Origin of the sequence: Rubneribacter badeniensis, assembly GCF_002899695.1 — a bacterium.
Classification (GTDB): domain Bacteria; phylum Actinomycetota; class Coriobacteriia; order Coriobacteriales; family Eggerthellaceae; genus Rubneribacter; species Rubneribacter badeniensis.
Map to the genome: position 1 here is coordinate 1 of NZ_PPEL01000021.1, position 20,658 is coordinate 20,658.

General features: G+C 70.2%; 23 protein-coding genes. 2 read left to right on the top strand and 21 right to left on the bottom strand.

Annotated features, from left to right (window positions below; all coding sequences use genetic code 11):
* The 6 genes from C2L80_RS05290 to trmFO form a co-directional block, all read right to left on the bottom strand.
* Positions 1-982, bottom strand: a 982-nt coding sequence (locus tag C2L80_RS05290) for an ATP-binding protein (protein ID WP_103262803.1), incomplete at its 3' end; no start/stop codon positions are given.
* 9 nt (positions 983-991) lie between these two features.
* Positions 992-1,657, bottom strand: coding sequence for a response regulator transcription factor (locus C2L80_RS05295; RefSeq protein WP_103262804.1), 666 nt, complete (start codon positions 1,655-1,657; stop codon positions 992-994).
* A 156-nt stretch (positions 1,658-1,813) separates the two neighbouring features.
* Positions 1,814-2,350 (bottom strand): hypothetical protein, encoded by a 537-nt coding sequence (locus C2L80_RS05300; RefSeq protein ID WP_103262805.1) that lies wholly within the window; start codon positions 2,348-2,350, stop codon positions 1,814-1,816.
* A gap of 60 nt (positions 2,351-2,410) precedes the next feature.
* The gene (locus tag C2L80_RS05305; protein WP_103262806.1) at positions 2,411-2,893 is read right to left on the bottom strand and encodes a hypothetical protein; all 483 of its coding nucleotides are present in this window, start codon (positions 2,891-2,893) and stop codon (positions 2,411-2,413) included.
* A gap of 197 nt (positions 2,894-3,090) precedes the next feature.
* Positions 3,091-4,047, bottom strand: a complete 957-nt coding sequence (locus C2L80_RS05310) for a tyrosine recombinase (RefSeq protein WP_103262807.1) — start codon at positions 4,045-4,047, stop codon at positions 3,091-3,093.
* Positions 4,037-5,437, bottom strand: coding sequence for a methylenetetrahydrofolate--tRNA-(uracil(54)-C(5))-methyltransferase (FADH(2)-oxidizing) TrmFO (trmFO, locus tag C2L80_RS05315; RefSeq protein WP_103262808.1), 1,401 nt, complete (start codon positions 5,435-5,437; stop codon positions 4,037-4,039). The genes C2L80_RS05310 and trmFO overlap by 11 nt, the downstream gene beginning before the upstream one ends.
* Positions 5,438-5,737: 300 nt before the next feature.
* Here trmFO and C2L80_RS05320 point away from each other — a divergent pair, with 300 nt between their 5' ends.
* On the top strand, positions 5,738-6,106 hold the full coding sequence (locus tag C2L80_RS05320; protein ID WP_129589902.1) for a P-loop NTPase family protein: 369 nt from the start codon (positions 5,738-5,740) through the stop codon (positions 6,104-6,106).
* 34 nt (positions 6,107-6,140) lie between these two features.
* On the opposite strand, the gene C2L80_RS05325 is transcribed toward C2L80_RS05320, so the two are convergent.
* The 9 genes from C2L80_RS05325 to C2L80_RS05365 form a co-directional block, all read right to left on the bottom strand.
* Positions 6,141-6,434 (bottom strand): DUF2442 domain-containing protein, encoded by a 294-nt coding sequence (locus C2L80_RS05325; RefSeq protein WP_092197094.1) that lies wholly within the window; start codon positions 6,432-6,434, stop codon positions 6,141-6,143.
* A 12-nt stretch (positions 6,435-6,446) separates the two neighbouring features.
* Complete coding sequence (locus C2L80_RS05330) at positions 6,447-6,713, bottom strand: DUF4160 domain-containing protein (RefSeq protein ID WP_092197097.1); 267 nt, start codon at positions 6,711-6,713, stop codon at positions 6,447-6,449.
* A gap of 63 nt (positions 6,714-6,776) precedes the next feature.
* On the bottom strand, positions 6,777-7,757 hold the full coding sequence (dprA, locus tag C2L80_RS05335; RefSeq protein WP_103262809.1) for a DNA-processing protein DprA: 981 nt from the start codon (positions 7,755-7,757) through the stop codon (positions 6,777-6,779).
* Positions 7,754-9,322 carry a YifB family Mg chelatase-like AAA ATPase gene (locus C2L80_RS05340; protein WP_103262810.1) on the bottom strand — a complete coding sequence of 523 codons (1,569 nt, stop codon included), beginning with the start codon at positions 9,320-9,322 and terminating at the stop codon, positions 7,754-7,756. Before C2L80_RS05340 ends, dprA begins: the two co-directional genes overlap by 4 nt.
* 1 nt (position 9,323) lies before the next feature.
* Positions 9,324-9,791 (bottom strand): YraN family protein, encoded by a 468-nt coding sequence (locus C2L80_RS05345; RefSeq protein ID WP_224758860.1) that lies wholly within the window; start codon positions 9,789-9,791, stop codon positions 9,324-9,326.
* A 658-nt stretch (positions 9,792-10,449) separates the two neighbouring features.
* Positions 10,450-11,238: a ribonuclease HII gene (locus C2L80_RS05350; protein WP_103262811.1), complete on the bottom strand. Its 789-nt coding sequence runs from the start codon at positions 11,236-11,238 to the stop codon at positions 10,450-10,452.
* Positions 11,239-11,382: 144 nt separating this feature from the next.
* Complete coding sequence (rplS, locus tag C2L80_RS05355; RefSeq protein WP_087195254.1) at positions 11,383-11,730, bottom strand: 50S ribosomal protein L19; 348 nt, start codon at positions 11,728-11,730, stop codon at positions 11,383-11,385.
* 309 nt (positions 11,731-12,039) lie between these two features.
* Positions 12,040-12,372, bottom strand: a complete 333-nt coding sequence (locus C2L80_RS05360; protein ID WP_103262812.1) for an AzlD domain-containing protein — start codon at positions 12,370-12,372, stop codon at positions 12,040-12,042.
* The gene (locus tag C2L80_RS05365; RefSeq protein ID WP_092197782.1) at positions 12,372-13,058 is read right to left on the bottom strand and encodes an AzlC family ABC transporter permease; all 687 of its coding nucleotides are present in this window, start codon (positions 13,056-13,058) and stop codon (positions 12,372-12,374) included. Before C2L80_RS05365 ends, C2L80_RS05360 begins: the two co-directional genes overlap by 1 nt.
* A 116-nt stretch (positions 13,059-13,174) precedes the next feature.
* Here C2L80_RS05365 and C2L80_RS05370 point away from each other — a divergent pair, with 116 nt between their 5' ends.
* A complete protein-coding gene (locus C2L80_RS05370; protein ID WP_157941019.1) occupies positions 13,175-14,464 on the top strand; it encodes a chloride channel protein in 1,290 nt (429 codons plus the stop codon).
* Here C2L80_RS05370 and C2L80_RS05375 read toward each other — a convergent pair.
* The 6 genes from C2L80_RS05375 to C2L80_RS05400 form a co-directional block, all read right to left on the bottom strand.
* Positions 14,439-15,482: a deoxyguanosinetriphosphate triphosphohydrolase gene (locus C2L80_RS05375; RefSeq protein WP_092197786.1), complete on the bottom strand. Its 1,044-nt coding sequence runs from the start codon at positions 15,480-15,482 to the stop codon at positions 14,439-14,441. The genes C2L80_RS05370 and C2L80_RS05375 overlap by 26 nt on opposite strands.
* 55 nt (positions 15,483-15,537) lie before the next feature.
* Complete coding sequence (gene mtnA, locus C2L80_RS05380) at positions 15,538-16,602, bottom strand: S-methyl-5-thioribose-1-phosphate isomerase (protein ID WP_092197788.1); 1,065 nt, start codon at positions 16,600-16,602, stop codon at positions 15,538-15,540.
* Positions 16,603-16,796: 194 nt separating this feature from the next.
* Positions 16,797-17,972: an XdhC family protein gene (locus C2L80_RS05385; RefSeq protein WP_169998999.1), complete on the bottom strand. Its 1,176-nt coding sequence runs from the start codon at positions 17,970-17,972 to the stop codon at positions 16,797-16,799.
* A 102-nt stretch (positions 17,973-18,074) separates the two neighbouring features.
* Positions 18,075-18,575, bottom strand: a complete 501-nt coding sequence (locus tag C2L80_RS05390; protein ID WP_092197792.1) for a hypothetical protein — start codon at positions 18,573-18,575, stop codon at positions 18,075-18,077.
* A gap of 64 nt (positions 18,576-18,639) precedes the next feature.
* Positions 18,640-19,695, bottom strand: a complete 1,056-nt coding sequence (locus C2L80_RS05395) for a hypothetical protein (RefSeq protein ID WP_129589903.1) — start codon at positions 19,693-19,695, stop codon at positions 18,640-18,642.
* Positions 19,696-19,706: 11 nt separating this feature from the next.
* Positions 19,707-20,648, bottom strand: coding sequence for an FAD binding domain-containing protein (locus C2L80_RS05400; RefSeq protein WP_092197796.1), 942 nt, complete (start codon positions 20,646-20,648; stop codon positions 19,707-19,709).
* Between the last annotated feature and the right edge of the window lie 10 nt (positions 20,649-20,658).

The following is a 20,658-nucleotide window of genomic DNA, read 5'->3' on the forward strand; positions in this document are numbered from 1 at the left end:
GCACGCGCGTGCCCCTCCCCTCCTCCGAGGCCAGCGCCACCCCGAGGCCCATCTTCGCGCACAGCTCGGCCACGAGGTACAGCCCCATGCCGGTGGACGAGCCGAGCGCCCGCCCGTTGCGTCCGGTGAACCCGCGCTCGAACACGCGCGGCACGTCCTCGGCAGGGATTCCCGGCCCGTCGTCGGCCACCTCCAAAACGGTGCGAGCCTCTGCGGTGCCCTCGCCCTCCGTGCGCGCCGAGAATCGCACGGTGGACGCGCCGTGCTTCGCCGCGTTCGTCACGAGCTGCCCCACGATGAACGCGAGCCACTTCGCGTCGGCTTGCACGCGCACGTCCTCGCCCACGTCGATGCACGGCATCGTCTTCCGCTCCACGAGGTAGCGGGCGTGTTTCTTCGCCACGTCTCGAACGACCTCGGAAAGCGCTGTCTCCCGGATGGAGAAGTCGCGGGTAAGCGAGGTCGAACGCGCGTAGTACAGCGCCTGCTCCACACAGTCCTCGATACGGTCGAGCTCGCCCCTCAAGCGCTCGGCCTGCGCGCCATGCAGGCCCGCCGCCATGAGCCCTGCCGCAGCGATGGGCGTCTTGACCTCGTGAATCCACAACTCGACGTAGCCGCGGTACGCCTCGGCCTCGGCCGCGCTCGCGGCCACCTCGTCGGCGGCCGCCCTCGCGTGCGCCTCGAGCGCGTCGAAGGCGAGCCGCCCCTCGAGGAAGTCGGGCCTCTCCATGAGCGACGGCACGTACCAGGCGCGCCCGACGCCGTCGGAGAAGCGCTCCAGATCGCTCCAGAAGCGACGCGCGCGAAGGTAGCCGACGGCGAGCGCGCACGCGCCGCACGCGCCAACGAGGGAGGCGACGAGAGCGGCCGCTTGCCAGCCCTGGCCGAGCACGGCGACGACGCCGCCCGCGAGGAGCGCCGCCAGCGCGACGAAAGCCAGGGCGAAGGCGCGGTCGCGCAGGTAGGATGCCGGCGTCATGCGGCGCCCCTACACCAGGTAGCCCTGGCCGCGCCGCGTGACGAGGAAGTCGTCGGGCACGCCGATGGAGGCCAGGCTCTTGCGCAGACGGTTGATGTTCACGGTAAGGGTGTTGTCGTCGACGAAGGCGTCGGACTGCCACAGCTCCACCATGAGCTCCTGGCGGGAGATGATGGCGCCGCGGTTGGCCATGAGCAGATGGAGCACCCTCTGCTCGTTGCGCGTGAGCTCGACCGCCCTCCCTTCGAACTCCACGGTTCCGCGCGCCATATCGAGCACGACCCCCTTGCACGCGATGCGCGCGTCCTCGCCGCGCCGTGAACGGCGCAGCGCCGACTCGACGCGCGCGAGCAGCGCCGCGGGGCGGTACGGCTTCGTCACGTAGTCGTCGGCGCCGAGGTTCATGCCCATCACCTCGTCGAACTCGCTGTCCGAGGAGGTGAGCATGATGACGGGCACCTGGCTTTCGCGGCGCACGTCGCGGCAGACGGCGTGCCCGTCCGAGCCGGGAAGCTTCAAGTCCAAGATGACGCAGTCGGCGTCGGCGGCCAAGACGTCCTTCGCCACCTGCGTGAACGACGAGCACGAAAGCACTTCGTGGCCCTGCAGCCCAAGCAGCCGCGACAGCTCGTCGCGCAACGCCGCGTCGTCCTCCACCACGAAGATGCGCGCCATGCGCCCTCCTTCCCGCGCCGCGCGTCGGCGCCGCCGCCCTCTCGTCCCGCCCCGCGTCGTGCGCCCTCGCGCGCAGGGCGGGGCATCGCCTCTCGGCCATCGTAGCCCAAACCCCGCCATGCGAAAGCGAGCCGTAACCGTTCCGTTGACGACCCGCTACGCGTCCCCGCCGCCGCGATGCGATGCGCCGCGCGGCATCACCGGGCAGGACGGCTTCGAGCCTTTGAGGTAGCGGAGCGCGAAGCTCGCCCCGGCCACGGCGAGGGCCGCGCCGAGGCCCGTGTAGAAGAACGCGACGAACCATTCGGGGACGACGCCCGAGGCGCGCAGCGCGATGCCGAACGCCATCATGGAGGCCATCGCGACGTAGCCCTTCTTGTCGAAGAACTTGAGCACGTGCGTCCGATCCTCCTCGTAGCCCCTGATGCGCTCGGCGTGCTTGCCCACCATCTTCGTGAACACGAAGACGTGGAACAGGACGAAGACGGCGAGCGTGCCCCCGACGAGCGCCCACAGCGCCCAGCCCGGCTCGTGGAAGTACGCGGCCAGCCCGATGCCCGCGACGTTCGCTCCTGCGACGAGCCACACGACCCCCGCCACGAGCAGAAGCTTGTCGGTCGATATCCTCAGCACCCGCGCTTCCTCCTTCGCCTCTTCGAACAGAGCGCCGCGCGATGCGCGGCGTTCCGTCATTATAGGCCTCTCGGCTCGATTGGCAAGAGATGGGAAGCCCCGAGGCGCGCCTCGAGCGCGCTAACCCGCCTGGGGGACGCGCCCTTCGTCGGCGTTCGCGCCGGAGTACGCGACGTCGAGGATCTCCACCATCTCGGGCTTGAAGGACGTTCCTTCGGACGTTCCCCACATGGCCACGACGTCGTCGGCCTCAAGCGTCTGCCCTTCGACCGTAGAGCCCGACTCGTCGACGATCCGGACCTCGGTCATGTCGAGGGACATCTCGTCCTCCCCGGCGCTGAACGATTTCCGCTCTCCCTCGGAGGAGCCCTGAAGCTCTCCCATCACGATCGTGACCGCATCGCCGTCCACCGAAACCACCTGGCCGAAGCGCACGGCCTCGTCGTCCTCGTCGACGGCGCTTCCCACGTCCTCGCGCTGGCCTTCCTCGTTGAACTGGGGCTGGGCGTCCGTGCCGTCGGCCATGCACCCGCCCAGAAACGGAGCGAACGCGAGCGCCGCCGCCACGGCGCAGGCGAAGGCGCGCATCTTCTTCTTGCTCATAAGGGGCCTCCCTTCATCGCATCGCGCGCCGTCTGAGGCGCGCCTGATCGGAGATGCGATTGTGCCCGAGCGCGCGGTCCGACGCGCAGAGGCGCGGCAAGCGTCAAGCAGGGGTCACGCTGCCGGAACCGCCCCGTCGTTGAAGGGGCGGCCCGCACGCTGCGGGCAAGCAAGGCGAGGCGGGAGCGGACGGGCGCTCAGCCGCGGGGGTGGGCCTGCGCGTGCACCCGCTTGAGGCGCTCCGGCGCGAGGTGCGTGTAGATCTGGGTGGTCGACAGGCTCGCATGCCCGAGCATCTCCTGCACGCTGCGCAGGTCGGCCCCGCCGTCGAGCAGGTCGGTGGCGAAGGTGTGTCGCATGTCGTGCGGGGAAAGGCTCTCGTCGAGGCCGGCTTTGCGCAGCGCGTCCTTGAACATCTTGCGGATCGCGTCGGTTCCCATGCGCCCGCCGCGCGTCGATACGAAGAAGAACTCGCAGGTGCGATCGCGCAGAAGCGCCGGGCGCGCCTCGGACGCGTAGGCGCGCATCGACGCGACGGCCAAATCGTGCAAGGGCACGATGCGCTCCTTCGCCCCCTTGCCGAGCACCTTCGCCTGGCCCGCCTCAAGGTCCACATGGGAGGCCAACAGGCCTGACGCCTCGGACACGCGCGCGCCGCACGCGTAGAGGAACTCGAGGATCGCCTGGTTGCGCAGGTCGGCTGGGCTTTGGGCGCGCACGCGGCCCGCGGCGTCGCGCTCGGCGTGCACCGACAGAAGCCGCGCCATGTCGGCTGCGCGGATGACGTGGGGCAGACTCTGGCGGGAGCGGGGTCCCGACAGCGCCCCCGCCGGATCCTCGTCGAGGACCCCCGTCACGTTGAGCCAACGGAAGAAGCCGCGCAGGGCCGAGAGCCGGCGGTTGACCGTGGTGCGCGAGTACTGGGCGCGGTCGAGCTCGGCCAAGTAGAGCCGCAACTGGCGATGCGTGGCCCCCAGCGGCTTGACGCGGGCTCGCCGCGCCCAGCGCAGATAGTCCATGAGGTCGGTGCGATAGGCGCGCACCGTGTGCGCGGAGGCATTGCGCTCGACGCGCAGGGCCCCGCAGAACGACTCAACCAGCTCGGCCGCGCGCGCGTCGACCGCAAGCGGATCGTCGGCGGACTCAGCGGCCATCGGCTCCCCCTCGCCGCGCGTCCCGTGGCAGAAGACCCGCCTCGGCAAGCCCTTCAACGTACGCCTCCAGCGCCTCGCCACCGCGCTCGGCGTAGGCCGCGTAGCGTTCGCGCTTGTTGCGGACGGGCCGCTCAAGCGGCTCCATGATGCCGAAGTTCACGTGCATGGGCTGGTAGTCGACCGTGGCGGGATCGGTCGCGTAGGCCATGAGCGCGCCGAAGGCCGTCGCACGTGGAAGGGGAGGTGCCGAGACGCCCGCGAGCGCAGCCGACGCGGAGATCGCCGCATGCAGCCCCGAGCGGATAGCCTCGCAGTAGCCCTCCGTGCCCGCCAGCTGCCCGGCCACGAACACGGGCGCGCCGAGCGCCTCCGCTTGCGGCGTGCGCAGCCTCAAGTCGGCGTCGAGCAGCCGCGGCGCGTCCAGAAACGTGTTGCGGTGCATCACCCCGTAACGCGCGAACTCCGCGTTCTCAAGGCCGGGAATCATGCGGAACACGCGGCGCTGCTCGGGAAACGTGAGGTTGGTCTGAAAGCCCACGAGGTTGTAGCTCATGCCGTGCGCGTCCTCGGCGCGCAGCTGCAGCGCCGCCCACGGCCGCCGCCCCGTGCGCGGATCCGTGAGGCCCACGGGCTTCAGCGTTCCGAAGCGCGGCGCGTCGTGCCCTTTGCGGGCGATCTCCTCGATGGGCTGGCACGCCTGGAACAGGTCATGCGTCTCGAAGTCGCGCTGGATCACGCGCTCGGCCCCTACGAGCGCCTCCACGAACGCATCGTACTCTTCTCGCGTGAACGGCGCGTTCAGGTAGTCGCCCGCGCCCGCCGACGCGTCCTCGTAGCGGCTCTGGCGGAAAAGCTTTTCCCCGTCCAGCGAGTCGGCCATGACGATGGGCGCGGCGGCATCGTAGAACGCGAGGTGGTCCGCGCCCGCGATGCGCGCCAAGTCGGCCGCGAGCGCATCCGAGGTGAGCGGTCCGGTGGCGATGACGAGAGCGTCGGCTCCCGCAGCCGCCTCGCGCACCGAGCGCGCTTCGGCGCGCACGAGCTCGATGAGCGGATGCTCCTCCACGAGCGCGGTCACCGCGCCCGAGAGCGCCGCGCGGTCCACGGCCAGCGCGCCGCCGGCCGGCACCGCATGGCGGCGCGCCGCAGCGAACACGAACGACCCCAGCGCCTCCAGCTCGCGCTTCAGCATGCCCGCCGCGCTGTCGGGCTTCGTGCTCTTGAGCGAGTTCGAGCACACGAGCTCCGCGCAGTCGCCCGACGCATGCACCGGCGTGGGCACCGCGGGGCGCATCTCGACGAGCCGCACGCGAATCCCGCGCGCAGCCAGATGCAAGGCCGCCTCGCTGCCCGCGAGGCCGGCTCCGAGTATGGTGACTGAAGAAGACATGCGCGAATGATAGCAAAACCCCGCCGTGTGCGGGAAGCCCCCACGAAACCTCCGGCACCTCGGCGCCCCGTCAGCGCGATGCCGCCCTGCGACCTGCGCACGGACGCAACAGACGGGCTGTTTTTGCCAAGGCTCGCATCGCTGGCCGCAGCCGCGTGCGCGTTGGAAAGCGACGGGCTCGCCCTCGCAAAGCCCTTTGACGAAGACGAGCGCACCGCAGTTTCGCTACGCGGGCTTCGCCTACGTCAGTCGCGGCAAACGCGCAGAGAAGGCGAGGGACTGCGGCAGAGAGGGCCCAGCGTGGCGGCTTCCCGCGCGGACGCCCCGCAGGATCGACGCCGAGCTGGCCGAGGGCGGCAGACCCCTCCAGCCGCGAGCGCCGATGCACCGCCCCCTATCGCGTGGGCGTTTCTGAAGAACGCGTCCGCAGTGTCGCTCGACGAGGCCACAGCCTTGCCCGACCCCGAGAGCGAAACCCGCGTGCAGCGGGCCATCGCCGCGCTCGCGAAGGGCAAGCCCGTCCTCGTGGTGGCCCATCGCATGCGCACCGCTCCGCACGACCGCCGCATTGTGGCACTCGATGCCGGGCGCGTGGTGGAGAAGGGCGGGCCGCCCGCCTCCTCGCCCAGAACGGCCCCTTCGCCCGCCTCTGCCGCCTCCAAGGCATAGCCGCCGGTGAAGAGGCAGTGCGCAACGGGGCGGATCATTCCACAGGTTCGCTCAATTCGTAGAGATCATCAGGGGCTATGTCCTGACCGTTGGGCCACCCTATGACCATGCCCCCGGCCATCACCTGCACTTGTTTGAAATAATCCTCGTCGTTCAAGGCGCCGTAGAAATCCCCGTGGATGTAGGGGGACACGTCGAAACGGCGGCGCTCACCCGTCTCGTATTCGAGCAACACGCGGTGCCCCGGTTCGGCCGTGACGGAAACGATGTCGGGCTCGCAAGGCACCGGCCCCGCGACAACCTCATCGAGCAGCGCGCCCTTTCCCATACGACCACCCCTTCACCTCAAAGGCTCTATCCGAAACACCGCTTGGCCGCTGGAGGCGAGAAGCCAATCGGCCTCAAGCTCCTCGCGATGCAGCACGATCCACGCCCGCAGCAACGCCAGCTTCTTGACGGGAAACGAGCCGGCAAGCACCTCGCCGTCGAAATCAACGGCGACCTTCCCATCCCCGCAACGGGCATGGAGATGGGGGCGATGGTGCTTGCTGCCCCGTTCGCTGTGCAAGTATACAATAATCCCATAGAACATCGCCACCGCCGGCATGGCATCCTCCTTTTCATCGGCAGCCGCATTCTGCCCTCCGCTTCAGCCGTTGACGAGGCCCGCCTACCCCGCAGGGCCCCAGCGGCCGTCGGGATGGCGGGCTATGAGGCGGGACCGCTCGGCGGCGATAAGGTGCTCCATGAGCCACATGCGCGGCTCGGCGTCGCCGCAGAGGCGGGCGGCGAGGGCGTAGAGGGCGTCCATGTCGAGCGGCTCGGCCCGCAACGCCTCCACCAGCGGGTTGCACGCATGCACACCGTCGCCCGCGCTGGAAGCTTCACCCCCTCCTGTCTTCTCGCCGACGGCTCCACCCGTCCCGCTTTCCCCATCCCGCCCCGGCGCGTCGAAGCGCTCTTGGCGCAGACAGCCGAAAAGCGACAGCAGGGCATCCTCGAACGATTCGTCGTCCACGATGGGGGTGGCGCCTTGGACGATCAGACGGTTCGCCCCGCGGGAGGTGGAGGCCGTGATGGCTCCGGGCACCACCAACACCTCGCGCCCAGCCGCAAGCGCCTCGTCGGCCGTGGAGAACGTGCCCGAGGGAAGCCCCGCCTCCACGATGAGCGTGGCCCGCGCCAGCGAGGCGATGAGGCGGTTGCGTAGCCGGAACATCCACGGCCGCGGCGCGACATCCCATGGGTGCTCCGAGGCGACGGCCCCTCCACCGTCCACGATGCGCTGGAACAGGCCCCGATGCTCCGCCGGGTAGAGGCGGTCGCAGCCGCCGCCGAGGAACACCGTCGTGCGCCCGCCCGCCGCAAGCGCCGCTTCGTGGGCCGCCGCGTCGCAGCCGCGAGCCCCACCCGAGATCACCGCCACGCCGCGCTCTGCCGCCAAGCGCGCGAACCGCGACGCACATCCGCGCCCGTACGGCGTGGCCTTGCGCGCGCCCACGACGGCGACGCCCTCCGAAAGCGCCGCAACGCTTCCCACGACGTACAGGCGCGCGGGAGGGTCGGCCAGCGCCTCGAACGCCGCGGGGTAGCCCTCCCCTCCGCGCTCGAGGACGATGCGCGGTCCTGCCAGCGCGGCCCGCGCGCTCATGCGTCCTCCCCATCGCGCAGCCGGAACGCCAGCGCCTCGCAAAGGTGCCGCCGCCCCACAGCGCGCGCCTCCTCCATGTCGGCCACCGTGCGCGCCACCGCCAGCGTGCGCATGATGGCGCGCCCGCTCATGCGGTTGCCGCGCGCCACGTCCTCGTAGAACGCCTCGTCGTCTGCCGAGAGGCGGCACGAGCGCACAAGAGCCGCCGCGCCCGCGCCGCCCGCAGACGCGCCCGCAGTCTCCCTGCGCGCGCCGGCATCACCCGCCTCCGCATCTCCGGCGTCCGACGCGCCCCATTCGTCCGCGTCCACGGCGCGCCGCCACGAGGCGTACTCGCGCGCCCGCAGCACGCCTTCCCGCAACGCCGCCGACGAGGTGCCGCCTCCCGTGCCCAGCACCTCTCCCGGCGGGATGCGCCGCACGTCGATGCGCACGTCGATGCGGTCCATGAGCGGGCCGCCCACGCGGGCCTGATAGCTCCTCATCTGCGGGATGGTGCACGAGCATGCACGCTCGGGATCGCCGAAATAGCCGCACGGACACGGGTTCGCAGCCGCTACCAGCGTGAAGCACGCCGGGAACACCACGTTGCCGTCGGCCCGCGTGATCACGACCCTCCCCGACTCCAAAGGCTGGCGCATGCTCTGCAGCACCGAAGGGCGGAACTCGGGCAGTTCGTCCAAGAACAGCACGCCGTTGTGCGCCATCGATATCTCGCCCGGCCGCAAAGGCGACCCTCCTCCGATGAGCCCCGCCGCGCTGGCCGTGTGGTGCGGGCTGCGGAACGGTCGCACGCCCGCCAGCGCGGGCGCCGGGTCCTCCCCCGCGACCGAGTGGACGAGCGCCGTCTGCAGCGCCTCGTCCTCCGACAGCGGGGGCAGGATGGAGGGCAGCCGCGAAGCGAGCATGGTCTTGCCCGATCCCGGCGGGCCCACCATGATCACGCCGTGCCCACCCGCAGCTGCGATCTGCAGCGCCCGCTTGGCCATCTCGTGCCCCGCGATGTCGCGGAAATCGGCCAAAGCCGGGGCCGGAGCAGGAGTGGCGGTGGACGCCGGGGGGAACTCCCCGCGACGAAACTCCGAGAGCGAACGTATGGAGAGCCGTTTCACGCCCTCGACACGCACAAGCCCGTCCGGCGCCTCGGCGCACAGAAGGTCGCAACCGATATCGCGCGCGCAGAGCGCGTAAGCCAAAAGGCCCGCCACCGGCCGCACCTCCCCTTCGAGAGACAGCTCCCCTGCCAGAAGGCGCCCCTGCGCGAAGCGCGGATCCACCTGTCCCGTGGCCATGAGGATGCCCACCGCGATGGGCAGGTCGAACCCCGAGCCCGTCTTGCGCAGCGCCCCCGGGGCGAGGTTCACCACCACCTTGCGCGAGGGCACGACGAAACCGCACGCCCTCAGCGCCGACCTCACGCGCTCGCGCGACTCCTGCACCGAAGCGTCGGCCATGCCGACGACGGAGAACCCCGGCACCCCCGGACCCACCGCCACCTCCACGTCCACCGGCACGGCCTCCACCCCGCGCAGCGTGGCGGCGCGCACCCTGCACCGGCCCTCCATGTCAGGCCGCGCAGAACGCGTTGATGTGGTGGCGTATCATGGCGCGGTCCTCCGCCACCGCCACGATCCCGATGATGTCGAAGCGCACCGGCACGTCCACCACGTCGTAGTCTGCAAGGAAGCACGCCGCTATGCGCTCGTAGCGCTTGCGCTTCTCGGCGTCCACCGCCTCCGACGGCAGCCCGCGTTCGCAATTCGAACGCGTTTTGACCTCGACGAACACGATCGAACCGTCGCCGTCTCGCGCGACGATGTCCGCCTCCCCCGCCGCGCACTCCCAGTTGCGCTCCACGATGTCGTAGCCCCGCCGCTCGAGGAACCGCGCAGCCGCCTCCTCGCCGCGGCGGCCGAGCTCGGCCCGCCAAGCGGCTTCCGAAGCCTCCCTCGCCCCGTCGTCCTCTCCCGTCCATTCCTCCCTCGGCACCGCCGTCCGATCCTCGAACGCCCTCGCCTCAGCACTTCGTCCCATGGCAACCGCCCCTTTCGTCTCCGGCTTCCATGGTACCGGCGCCATCCAGCGGATCCATGGCGTGCGTCCAGCGGATCCGCGCCTCGATCCGACGCGGATCCCCTGCGGCGCACGCGCACCTCCCCCGCAACCCCGACGCGCTTTCCCCGCATTCCCGACGCGAATCCGACGCGAACCCGACGCGGAAAGAAGCGCCGGGTCACCTTGCTCGCGCAAGGCACAACGCGAATGCCTCGCGCAAAGCGCGAGCGGGTCGAAAGGGCAGAGAGGATTCGGGGACGGCGAAAACAAAGCGCGAAGGAAACGGGGAGACGAGAAGAGAACGCCAGCCACTCCCCCCCCCATGCACGCCCTTTATCCCCTATTCACGTCTAAGGGAAAAGGGACGCGGCCGCTGCGCGAGAAATGGCAGAAAGAATATATGGGGGGGGGGACGGAAAGGGAGGTGGAAAGAAACGGGAGCCCGCGCCGCCTTCGGAGGCGCGCGCGAACCCCTCTCGGAAGCACCGCCATGGCAGGGCTCGGCAAACGCTCTGCCGATCGCTTCGAAGGAGCCTTCCCAGAATCCTCCCCGAAGGAACCGAGGGAGCTTCCGGCAGAAAAACCCTCGGAGCGCCGCGCCCGAAAAGCGCCCGCAACTCCCCTGGCAGGAAGGGCCTCAGAACAACGTCGGCTGGGAGACCGCGGTGCAAAACGACGCCCGATGGATGGGCGTGAGGCCGTAGCGCCTGATGGCCTCGATATGCGCCGGGCTCGCGTAGCCCTTGCACGATTCGAAGCCGTACTCGGGGTACTCCTCGGCGTAGCGGCACATGAGCGTGTCCCGCTCAACCTTCGCCACGATGGAGGCGGCGGCGATGGAGGCGCAGCGCCCATCGCCCTTGACGACGTTCACCTCGCGCTCGTCGAAACGCAGAGGGTTCCCGTCGAGCAAGACCACGTCGACGGGAACCCCCGCCGCCTCCACGCGGGCCACCGCGCGCCGAAACGCCGTCGCAAGCGAGGCCGTCATGCCATGCTCGTCGATCTCGCGCGCCTCGACGTACTCCACGGCCCACGCCCGAGCCGTCTTTCTCACCTGCACGGCGACGCGCTCGCGCTCGGCGGGCTTAAGCCGCTTCGAGTCGTCGAGGCCGGCGATCTTCGGCTCGTCGGGCAGGACGACCGCCCCCACCGCGAGCGGCCCCGCCAAAGGGCCGCGCCCCACCTCGTCGAGCCCCACGACCACGCCTCCTCCGCGCGCCGCGGCCAGCTCGCGCTCGAAAGCGTAGAGCCCCTCGAGGCGCGCCCGTTCGGCGGCCTCGGCCTCGATGCGGCGGCGCGCCGCCTCCACCGCGTCGCGCACGCCCTTGCGCGAGTCGGCCACAAGCGCGCGCTCGAGCACCGCGAACTCTCTCTCGTCTGCCTCTCGCAGACGCCGCTTGACGTCGGCCACCGTCAGTCCCATGCCTCGCCCCCTGCTTTCGATCCGTTCCTTTCCAGCGCCCATGATAGCAGATCACGGCCAGGCAGCGGCAAGCGCGCCTCGACAACGAAAAGGCCCCGCGCCCGAAGGGACGCGGGGCCTCGATGCCCGTCTGGGAAAAACGGCCTAGCGGTAGGCCTTCTCCTTGATCTTGGCGGCCTTGCCCACCTTGTCGCGGAGGTAGTAGAGCTTCGCGCGGCGCACGTCGCCACGGCGCACGACCTCGATCTTCTCGATCTTCGGGGAATGCACGGGAAACGTGCGCTCCACACCGATGGAGAAGCTGATCTTGCGGACGGTGAACGTCTCGCGGCTCGAAGCGCCCTGACGACGGATGACGTCGCCCTGGAACACCTGGATACGCTCGCGGTTGCCCTCGGTGATGCGATAGTGAACCTTGACGTTGTCGCCCACGTTGAACTCGGGGATGTCCTGCTTGATCTGCTGCTGCTCGATGGCGCGAATGATATCCATGATCCGTTCCTTCTTATATGTTCAGTGTGACCCTGTGCGGCGTTGTCTCATAAAGACACGATTGGACAGTATAACGCCTGTCCGCGCGCGCCGCAAGGGAGAATCGGCAACCTTTCCGTCATTTTCACAGACAGCCCCGTCCGATCTCGCCCACCCGAGCCGCACGGCGGCGCACAGCAGCCCAGACGGCCGCACGCGCATACCGAAGGGTGCGTGCAATCCGCCCGCCGACCACCGCGCGAGCGCCCCCTCCGAGCATCGCGCGGCGCCCTTCGCCGCAAGGGCGCACGGCCCCGCTTCTTCTCCGTCCTACACGAGCGAGAGCAGCGCGTAGGCGGCCACGCCCGAGACGGCGCACCACAGAAGCGACCTCGTCCTCCACGCCACGAGCGCCACCACCCCGGCCGCGACGAGCGGCGCGGCGGCCGGCCACGGACCGGCGTCGAACATGCCCGGGAAGAACAGGTCGTTCGCCACGAGCGCGGCGAACGCGGCGGGAGGGATGAACCCGAGCGCGCGCTCGACGCCCTCCGGCAGGTTCTTGCCCTTGAGCGCGAACAGGGGGATCACGCGGCACGCGAGCATCGTGGCCCCGCAGCACACGAGCACGACGAAAAAGCCGTCCCAGCCCATCGAGCCCATCAGCCCCTCCTTCCCGCCCAGCTGAACGCGAGCGCCGCCGCCACCCCGGCGAGCGCGCCCACGAGGATGGCCGGCCCCGACAGGCCCGCCGCCTTGCAAGCGATCACGCCGAGCGCGGCCGTCGCGGCCGCCACCAGGTTGGCCGCAGAGGGTTTCTGCGTCACGAGCAGGCAGATGAAGATGGAGGTCATGGCGAACGACGCGATGGCCAAGGGCACGCCCACGGCGTTGCCCACCAGCACGCCCGCGACGTTCGACAGCGCCCAGGAGCTCTGCGACAGCAGGTTCACCGCCGTGGCGCGCCCGACCGACCACCCGCCTTCGGAGAACTTCGCCACGTTCACGCCGTAGCTCTCGTCGGTCACCGTGGCCGCGAACAGAAACGCCAGGCGCTTGCGCACGCCCCTGCACGCCGGCGCGAAGGCGGCCGAGTACAGCATCTGGCGCGTGTTCACCAACGACACGCTCGCGATGATGGAGGCCAGAGGGGCCCCAGCGAGCCACATGTTCGGGATCATGAACTGGCCCGCGCCCGAGTAGAACAGCGCCGAGAGCAGAAACGCCTGCAAAGCGTCAAGGCCGATGGAGGCCGACAGGATGCCGCAGGGCACGCCGATGGCGACGTAGCCCAGCATGATGGGCAGCGCCGCCTTGAGCGATTGCCTGATGCGATCCCCTGAAACCATAGCTTCCCGATTATACAAGTTTTGTGCGCATGCGCAACGTCCTCCCGGCACTTGTCTGGCGCGCGGGGACGCGAGGGCGTAGACTGCTTCGGCAAGGATCGAGGACAGGAGGCGCCATGCGACGGGAAGAGGGCGGGACAGAACACGGAGAACCCGCGGCGCAAGCATCCGAGGGCGAAGCGGCCGCCAGCGCGCATAGAGAGCCCGACTGCCGGCACGGCGCGAAAGGATCGCGCCTCGGCGCGGCGCGGGCGTGCGCGCTCGGAGCGCTCGCGCTGTCGCTCGGCGCGGGCGCAGGGTTTTCCATCTGGGCGCTCCTGAGCGCGGCGTACCTGCTCTGCGACCTCGTATGGGACGGCGTCGGAGGCGCGCTCGGCCTGCCGGCGTTCCCGCTTCTCGCCTGCACGCTGGGAGGCGCGCTCATCGGGCTGTGGAACGCCCGGTTCGACAGCGCGCCGAAACCGCTCGACGAGGTGATGGCCGAAGTGCGCGCGAAGGGCGGCTACTCGGTCGGGCGCGTCGTTCCTGCCTCGGTGTCGTTTCTGCTGCCCATCGCGTTCGGCGGCTCGGTGGGGCCGGAGGCGGGGCTCACGGGCCTCGTCGCCTCGGCGTGCACGCAGGTGGGCGCGGCGCTTCGTCGGGCGGGCGGTCTGGACGGGCCGTTCACGCGCGCGCAGAAGGTCCCCCTCTACGCGCTCGGCGTCCTCGGCGGAGCGGCCGGAGCCGCCGCGTTCTCCGCGCTCTTCGGCGGCGGCCTTCCCCTGCCCCGCTTCGGCGCCGCCCCGCTCACCTGGGAGGCGGCCGCTTGGACGGTGCCGCTTGTCGCGGCGGGGTGGGCGCTCGCCGCGCTCTACGCCCTCGCCACCCTCCTCGCCCGGCGCCTCTCCCGCGCGCTCGAAGGGCATCCCGTGCTCAAGCCGACGCTGTGCGGCCTCGCGCTCGGAGCGACCGCCCTCGCGCTGCCCTACGTCCTGTTCCCGGGAACCGCCCAAGCCGCCGACCTGGCCGGGCAGTGGGCGAACATGCCGGCCGCCGTCCTTGTGGCGACAGGGGTCGCCAAGACGGCGTTCGTGGCGCTGTGCCTCAACCTCGGATGGAGCGGAGGCCCCTTCTTCCCGCTCATCTTCTGTGGCGTGAGCACGGGGTTCGGCATCGCCGCGGCCACCGGCGCGGACGCGATGCTCTGCACGGCCGTGGTGTCGACCGCGCTCATCGCCGGCTTCACCCGCAAACCTGCGATGGCGCTCCTCGTCATGCTTCTGTGCTTTCCCGTGCGAAGCCTTCCCTTCATGGCGCCGGCGGCGCTCGCAGGAGCGCTTCTGCCCGTGCCAGGGGCGGGGCAACGGGCTGCCGAGCGAAACGGCCGCGGGCGCTTCCGCGCTAGCGGTGCGGGGCCGAAGGGATGAACAGCCGCTGGTAGAGGTTCTTGGCGTAGCGGTCGGTCATGCCGGCGACGAAGTCGGTGACGGCGCGCAGATCGTCTCCTTCCGAGATGTCCCGGTACTCGGCGGGAACCTCGTCCACATGCGCCACGTAGTGGTCGAACAGATCGCCGATGAGGTGCGTCGCCTTCGCCACCTCGGCCATCACCGCGTCGCAGGTGTAGACGCGCTCGAACAGAAACGCCCGCAGCTCCATCATGGCGTCCCACACGTCCGCGCTCATGCGGATGTCGTCGCAGGAAGCCGACGTCTCCACCATGTCGAGCACCAGCGTCTCGATGCGCGACGAGTGGTCGGGGCCGAGCACGGCGTGGGTGGAGGCGGGCAGGTCGGCCTCGGAGAGGATGCCCGCGCGGATGGCGTCGTCGATGTCGTGGTTCACGTACGCGATGCGGTCGGCCACGGCCACGATGCGCCCTTCCAGCGTCTCGGCGCGCAGATCGCCCGTGTGGTTCACGATGCCGTCGCGCACCTCGGGCGTGAGGTTGAGGCCCCGTCCCCCGTTCTCGATGCGCTCCACCACGCGCAGGCTCTGCTCGTTGTGGCGGTAGAGCGCCTCGGCCTCGGGGCTGGCCGGATCGACGCCCTTGTGGCGCGCGAGGCAGCCGGCCAGCGCGCTCTCGCCCGTGTGGCCGAACGGGGTGTGGCCCAAGTCGTGCCCGAGCGAGATGGCCTCGGTCAGATCCTCGTTGAGGCCGAGCGCCCGCGCGATGGTGCGCGCGATCTGCGCCACCTCGAGCGTGTGCGTGAGGCGCGTGCGGAAGTGGTCGCCCTCGGCCGCCAAAAACACCTGCGTCTTGTGCGACAGGCGGCGAAACGACTTCGTGTGCAGGATCTTGTCGCGGTCGCGCTGGTAGTCGGTGCGCAGGCGGTCGGGCTCGGTCGAGCGGTCGCGGCCCTCGCCCTCGTCGGGAAACGAGGCGTCCTCGGAGAGGGCCTCGTGCTCGCGGCGCTCTTGGTCTTCGCGGAAGATGACGCGCATGGTCTGCTCCTTTGCGGCGCTTCGGTTCAGCGCCATTGTAACAGAGGAAGGCCCCTCACGGCAGGTCGCCGGGCGCGAACGCGCCGTCCTCGGTGACGATGCGCGCGATAAGCGCCGCCGGCGTCACGTCGAACGAGGGGTTCCACACCTCCACGCCCGCGATAGGATGCGGCAGCACCTCGGCGGGGTCGCGCTCCTCGATGGGGATCTGCGACCCCTCGGAAAGCGCCTTGTCCACGGTGGAGGCGGGCGCGGCCACGTAGAACGGGACGCCGTGGCGGCGCGCCAGCACCGCGAGGCCGTACGTGCCGATCTTGTTGGCCACGTCGCCATTGGCCGCGATGCGGTCGGCACCCACCACCACGGCGTCCACCTCGCCTTTCGCCATGAGGCTCGCCGCCATGTTGTCGCAGATGAGCGTGACGGGGATGCCCGCCCGCGCCAGCTCCCAGCAGGTGAGGCGCGCGCCCTGCCCCACCGGACGCGTCTCGTCGGCGTACACGCGCGCGACCTTGCCCCGCGCGGCGGCGGCGTACACGATGCCGAGCGCCGTGCCGAAGAACACGGTGGCGAGGCTGCCGGCGTTGCAGTGCGTGAGGATGCGCGCGCCCTTCGGCAGAAGCGCCGCCCCGTGCGCGCCGATGGCGCGGTTCGCGGCCTCGTCGTCGGCCTCGAGGGCCTTCACGGCGTCGAAGAGGGCCGCGGCCGCCTCCTCGGCGCCGCCGCCTGCGAGGACGCGCCCCCGCGCCGCACGCCTCATCCGCGCCACTCCCCAGGAGAGGTTCACCGCCGTGGGGCGCGCGCTCGCCACCTGGGCGCACACATGCTCAAGCTCGGAGAGGTAGGAGGAAGCGTCCGCGTCTGCGAAAGCGCGCGACTCCGCGCGCTCCTGCGCCCACAGCGCCACGGCCGCCGCCCCCGCCGCGCCGATGGCGGGGGCGCCGCGCACCGCGAGCGACCTCACGGCGTCTACGACCGCGCGCCAGTCGCGCGTCCGCGCGTACGCGAGCTCGCCCGGCAGCAGGCGCTGGTCGACGTAGACGAGCTCGGCTTTTCCGTCGGCGGCGCGGACGAGCTCGATGGTGCGCGGCAGGTTCTCAAGGCGGGGAGCGGACGTCATGGCGATCGCCCCTTTCGTCGGTCGTCGGATGCGGAAGGAGAAGGCGGGCCCGCACGGAGCCGCCTTCCATTGTAGGGCTTCGTCCCGTCCCGAGGAAGGGTCGGAGAGCCCAGGCGCAGCCGTTCCGAACGCGAACGCCGCGGCGGCCGCGCTCGACCCCCGGAGCCTACCGTGCCGAAGGGCGCTCGCGCGCCTCAAAGCTCCTTTTCGGCCCGTCGGGCCGAGGCCAGCATCGTGGACGAGGGAAACGACCCGCCGCGGCGCACGGCGGTGATCTCAGCCATGATGGACAGTGCGATCTCAGCCGGAGAGCGTCCCTTGAGGTCGAGTCCGATAGGCCCGAACACCCGCGCGACGGCCGCGTCGTCGTAGCCGAGTCGCGCAAGCTGGCGATAGCGCGAAAGCTGCGTGGTGAAGCGCCCGAGCGAGCCGATGTAGAACGCCGGAGAATCGAGCGCCGCGGCCAACGCCGGCACGTCGATCTTCGGATCGTGCGTGAGCGCGCAGAGGGCCGTCGACTCGTTGAGCCGCAGCGTCCGAAACGCCTCCTGCGGCCAAGCATGCACGAGCTCGTCGACGAAGGGGAAGCGCTCCTTCGTGGCGAACGCGCCGCGCGGGTCGATGACGACCGTGCGGTAGCCGAGCATCTTCGCCATGCGCGTCAGATGGATGGAGATATGCACGCTGCCCACGCACACGAGCACGGGCTGCGGGTTCGTGCGGGCATAGAAGAACGTTCCCGCATCCGTGCGCACAAGACCCGCCTCCGACGCGGAAGGCGCGTCGGCCACCTTCCCCGCCGCGCTCGCGAGCGCGGCGGCGCTCAGGCGCTCCTCGACTTCGCGGGGCGCCACGATCCGCCAAGCCGGCAGACCGCTCGCCTCACGCGCACGCAGCCCGACGCATTCCGACGCCGCGGACGCATCGGGCGACACGAGCAGAAAGCACGCGCCCACGCCGTCCGCATCCGAACCGTTCCCGGCTCCTTCAACCATGCTCACCCGCACGTACGCCCGATCGGCGTCGAGCTCGGCGCGCTCGACTTCGAACAACGATCGATCCAAGCGCGAGACGAGCACTTCGACGTTCCCGCCGCACGACAAACCAACCTCCTGGGCGCGTGCCGTGGACGCGTGGAACCTCTCCAAGCTGGCGCTTCGCGATCCCTCGAGGCAGTCGAGCGCCGTCTTTACGACGCTGCCCTCGATGCAGCCGCCCGACACCGACCCGGCGATGCCGCCTCCGTCGCTCACCGCCATCACCGAGCCAGCCGCGCGAGGCGAAGAGCCCCAGGTCTTCGTCACCTGCGCCAACGCGACCGCATGGCCCGCCTCGAACCATCGGGACACGTCGCCTCTGATCTCGCGCATGATCTCCTCCTCACGTATCGCTTTCGGCCACATGAAACGTCCGCGCCAAGAAAAAAGAGACTCCCGAACCGCTGTCCCTGTTTCCCGGAAGCGCGCATCGGCTTATTCAGCTGCGTGGCAGCTCAAGCACTCCTCGTCGCCGACGCCCGAGTCGATATGGCTTTTCGGAACCGAAACCGTCGACTCCTCGCCCTCATGGCAGCTCAGGCAGGCGCGCCCCTCCGATTCGTGGGGCATTTCAGGAGCTTGGAGCCCCATGCCGTAGACCGGCTCGTACTCGCCTTCCGAACAATCGACGATGCCTTCGAGGGGCTCCAGATTCGAAGACGTCACGGCACCGACCGCTCCACCCGCGATGCGCTCCTGCTGCAGCTCCTCCTCTTCCGACCCTTCGATGGCCTTGCCGTTGACATGCTCGGCTTCGGCGGCTGGATCGTAGGGCGCGTACTCGCCCATCACCGCCGTGTCGTCGCTTGTCGAAAAGTCGCCGTCCTCGGCAGACGCGCCTGATCGCGGCGCGCACCCGGCCAAAGCGGCCGTCAAGGCGACGGTCGCAAGGAGCAGCCCCATCCGAAAAAGCCCCGGCCTCTTCGCGTTCACCATGTCTCCTCCGTTTCGTCTGTCCGCCGCAGACGGGCTCCCGCCCGCTTTGCGGCGCATCGTTCGGTCAATCGGCCAGCTCGGCGGCGATCTCCGTCAAAACGCCCTCGTCGAATCCCACGACTCGGCGCCTCACCGGCGCGATGTCCGGATCCTCCTCCATGCCCGCGGGGAACTTCCCCGCCTCGTCGTACGTGACCACCTGCACCGGCCGTCGCGAGCGGGCAGCGTTGATGCGGGCCGCGAACAAGCTCACGTAAGCCGGCGTCTCCATGTCGCGCGGCGCGAGCACCTCCACCAGCAGATCGCTCGGCGTCTGCCTCATCCTGTCGCGATCCGCCACGGCGTCCACCTCGTCAACCGAGCCCAGCCTGTACAGCATGAGCACCCGATGCCCGACGAGGCCCGCCGTGTTCCCGCCGGCAGAGCTGTCGCGCCTCCGCTCGATCTTCAGCCCGTAGTAGTCCAACTCACGCGCCGCCTCGTTCTTCATGGCGAACACGCGACCGTCGGCCGTTTCGAAAACGGCCTCGGGGATGCGCCGTTCCGGCGAGGGCGTCTGGCGTGCGACCGTGACTTCATCGGACGCGACGGCATGAACCTCGTAGGCATCCACCGACTCAACCGTCCAGAACCGCACCGGATCCAAAGCGCTGACCACGCCGCAGTACGCCCATGCCTCGTACGCGTTGCGCTCAAGCGACGAGCAAGCTTCCTCAAGGGCAGCCCCCGCCGCCTCGAGCACCTCGCCGGCATCTCGCCCGTTCTGCAGCCCGTCGAGCACCGCCGAAAACGCTGGCTTCGACACCGCCGCTTCCACGTCCGTCAAGAAAGCCTCCAAAGTCGGTGCCAAGCGGAAGGCGGCAAGCCCGCTCGCGTCGAGCAGCCTCTGCCGCATCGCGCGGCACTTCCCGGCCACGAAGGCCGCTTCGTCGAGGCGGCCGCCGAGCACCCGGCGGGCGAGCGCGCGCCGCGCCGCCTCCACCCGCTCGTAGAACGCCGGCCGCGCGTCCGCGGGCACCGTCAAGCTCTTGGGCACCGCGACGATCCCGCCCTGGCCGGCAGCGAACGTCCGCAGCGCCTCGTACGCTTTGGGCCACGACGCCCCTCTCGCCTGCCCCATCGCGGCCACCGCTACCCTACCAACTCCGAGAGCGTGCGCTTGACGAGCGTGCGCGCTATCTCCACCTTGTAGGCGTTCTTGGCGAGCGGCTTGCAGTCCTCCACCGCCGCATCGGCCGCCCTCGCGGCGGAGTCTGCGCTCACGCCGCCCGCCACCGCGGCCTCGGCGGCCGTCGAACGGACGGGCGCGGGGTACACGCCGCCCAGCGCCACGCGCACCGATCCGTCGGCCAGCTGCGCCGCCGCGCAGTTCACCACCGGGAAGTCGATGGACTTGCGCAGCGCGAACTTCAGAAACGCGCTCTTGGCCGCCTTCGGCACGCGGATATCCGTGACCACCTCGCCGTCCTCCAGCACGTTCGAGCGAACGCCGTTCGCACGGAAGAACTCCTCGGCGGGCACCTCGCGCTTGGTCGTCTTGACGCTGGCTCCGAGCGCCACGAGGGCGGGCGCCGTGTCGTGCGAGCTCGCGGCGTAGCAGCCGTCTTGGTCGCCGAAGATGGAGTGATAGCGGTTGTCCCCGATGCGCGCCGGACACCAGTCGCCGCCTTTGCGACGGCAATGGAAGCGGTCGTCGGGCACGCGGAAATACCAGCAGCGATGCATCTGGCACACGTTGCCCCCTATGGTGCCCATGTGGCGGATGGTGGGCGAAGCCGCACGCGCGCACGCCTCGGCCAGAGCCGCGCACCCTTCGCGCACCGCGTCGCTTTCGGCCACGGCGGCCAGCTTCGCGAGCGCGCCGATCACCACGACGTCGCCGTCCTCGGAGATGCCGTCCATCCCTGCGGCGGCTTTGAGATCGACCACCGTCTCGGGATACGTCGGGAGGATCTCGTCTTTCAAGGTTCCCAGCAAATCCGTGCCGCCGGCCATGACCACGGCGGTTCCCTTCTCGGTCGCCGAGGCCGCCTCCTTCGCCGAGGATGCCTGCATATGCTTGAAATGCTTCATCTCTTTCCTC